The following is a 2,543-nucleotide window of genomic DNA, read 5'->3' on the forward strand; positions in this document are numbered from 1 at the left end:
CTTCCTTCTTCCTTCTTCCTTCTTCCTTCTTCCTTCTTCCTTCTTCCTTCTTCCTTCTTCCTTCTTCCTTCTTCCTAACTAATTGAGCCGCATAAATATAGTAGCTTTGCGAATTCCTGTTATTTCTCCCGTACTGGTGACAGTGAGCGATCGCAAGTGGTCGAACAATGGTCTTGCCGAAAGTTCAATTAACCTCAACAGCGGGATTTGTTTTTCCCAAATTGCCCTGCTGGAGGGCCAGTCTAAATAAAAATAGCCGTCGTTAGATGGCGGTAGCGGTTCAATGCTGGTTTGAAAATCTTGATTGGCAACTAAAGAGCCTGTTTCTGCTGCTTCTAGTGCTGCGTCCATTGCTTCTACTGAAGTGGTGAAAATTTCGTATTTGCCGACGGTGGCTCGGACTCCTTTTGCCTCGGTTTCGATCGCACTTTTTCTATTATTTTCTTTACCATAATTGGGGTTCGTTGTCAACTGCGTCCAAGCGGTAATTTTCTGGTTTCTGAGAGTGAAGCTGCCGATGCTGTATTCTTTGCTGCGGGCAATTTCATCGAGTTTGTCGATCGCCTTTTGGGAATCGGGAGATGTTTCGGCGGCAAAAATCCAGTCAGCAGTATTTGACGAATTCGGAACCACTGCTAAAGCGTATTCTCCTTGTACCCAGTCAAATATATCCTGTGGCAGGTTGACGCCCCAAACTTGCTGAATATCTCCCAGGGTGCGATCGACTAAATTTGAGACTTCAGCGTTAGTGGAAACCGCCGATGACAAATCAGCCCAAAAATTCCTTAAGTCGGTGCTGGCGACCGCGAAAGGACTGGCTGAGGGAATGTATTGCAAAGCTTTCACAGGTTCGGAGAGTGTTGGAGAAGCTGTGTTTTCTCGCGATGTCACTAAAGCAGTTTGAGCCAGCAATCCCCGTCGGTTGACTCCGACAGCAACTGCGAGGGAATTAAGAGAAACTTGGGGATTTTGCTCGGTTGCTGATTGCGGGAGATTGACAAATGCTAAAGCGATTCTGCCTTGAGTTAGCTGCTGCAAAGCTTTTTGATATTCCGGGGTATTGTTGAGATTTAGGTTGGCTGATTCTACGTTATTAATTGCATCTCGAATCACAATTGGGCTATTGGAAAATAAAACAAAATTTGGGTTATTACCAGAATTTAAATTACCGCCGATGGCTGCTGTTGCGAAGCTGGATGGCAACTTTGAAGTCGGCAGAGAAAACGGGTTAAAAGGCGAAAGTAAAGCAGATTTTTTCTGGGCTCTTGGTGCTTGTTTATAATTAATTCTCACGCCTTTATATATTTCCGACTGCACTGTTTTATCGCCACGAGATTGTTGGCGCCAGTAGGAGTCAAGAAATTTTTGGCTGCGATCGACCTTTTGGGAGGAAACAGCCAGCAAAAACCCGGCTTGTTTGCCGTTGCTGCTGTCGCCATCGAAATCAGGGGTTGTGACGGCGAGGGTAATTTCGTCACCTATCCAAGGTTGGATATCTCGACTGTAATCCAGACCTGTATTGGCGAGGAAACTTTTTTTGATTTGCTCAAATTCTGCGTGCGATCGACTTCTTTCTTCGGGAGTGGCAAAAACTTGCCGCAATGCTTCGAGGCGATCGGGATTTACCAACATTGATGCTAACAAAGGTGCTTGTTTCGAGACAAACACAGCCGCAGCCGGAGTAGTTGTCGGCCCGCCGGCGAGCAAATTCAGGGGAGTGTGAGTTGTCAGCCAGTAAAAACCACCGGCACTCAAGCCTAAGAGTGCCAAGACGCCAGCAATGAGGAAAGAAAAGAACGATCGCAACTTCATCGGCAAATGACAAATTACCACAGTCTCTGATTATACACCCAGAACCCCGACTTGTTTCAAAAGCAGAGGTTATCGCCACCTTGTTAGTTTTTAAGTCGATCGATCTGCCAATCTAGCTATCAGATTTTCCAGGGATAATTTAGGCAATTCTGACAACAATAATGATAAATTCTCTGGGGATAAACCGAGCAAATTGGGGATGAGAGTAACCGGGAGTTCTTCTGATTGTCCTGATTTACTGAAACGGTTGTTCAAAACACTTTCTGCTAGCAAAGTTTGGACTTGTTGGCGATCGGTTTGGGCGATCGGCAGCATAGATAATTGGACTAACAACATAGTAAACTCGGCAGTAGGTAGAGCCGATACCGGGCGCACAAAAGTGAGAGTTAGGGGGTCTAACTCCCCAAATCTGACCTGCAAGAAACTCTCTAAAATCAACCGCTGTCCTTGTTCTCTTCCTTGTTCAATTCCTTGTTCTCTTCCTTGCTCAAGACCTTGTACAATACCTTGTACAAGACCTTGTTCTCGTGCTTCTTGTAACTTTTGTTGAAAAAGGGGTACGATCGCCATAACTAACTCCTGATCTTCATCATCCATTGTGGGATTAGTTGGTGTATTCGCTTGCAAATTTTCCTGCAAGATGTAAAGTAATTGGTAAGGATTCAGGTAAAAAATAGTGAGAGCGATCGCCGAGAAATATGATAATGTAGTCAGATGAGCGAAAAATCAGA

2 protein-coding genes are annotated in these 2,543 nt (G+C 45.1%); both read right to left on the minus strand.

All coding sequences use genetic code 11. The features are described from left to right. Nucleotides 1-78: 78 nt before the first annotated feature. Complete coding sequence (locus QUB04_RS32270; RefSeq protein WP_333290732.1) at nucleotides 79-1,833, minus strand: DUF3352 domain-containing protein; 1,755 nt, start codon at nucleotides 1,831-1,833, stop codon at nucleotides 79-81. 69 nt (nucleotides 1,834-1,902) lie between these two features. Beyond that, nucleotides 1,903-2,409, minus strand: coding sequence for a hypothetical protein (locus QUB04_RS32275; RefSeq protein WP_333290733.1), 507 nt, complete (start codon nucleotides 2,407-2,409; stop codon nucleotides 1,903-1,905). Nucleotides 2,410-2,543 lie beyond the last annotated feature (134 nt).

This window comes from Microcoleus sp. D2_18a_B4, assembly GCF_036702475.1.
Taxonomy (GTDB): domain Bacteria; phylum Cyanobacteriota; class Cyanobacteriia; order Cyanobacteriales; family Microcoleaceae; genus Microcoleus.

Excerpts from the sequence above, each read along its gene's own strand:
- QUB04_RS32275 (WP_333290733.1), bottom strand. The coding sequence starts at position 2,409 with ATGGATGATGAAGATCAGGAGTTAGTTATGGCGATCGTACCCCTTTTT.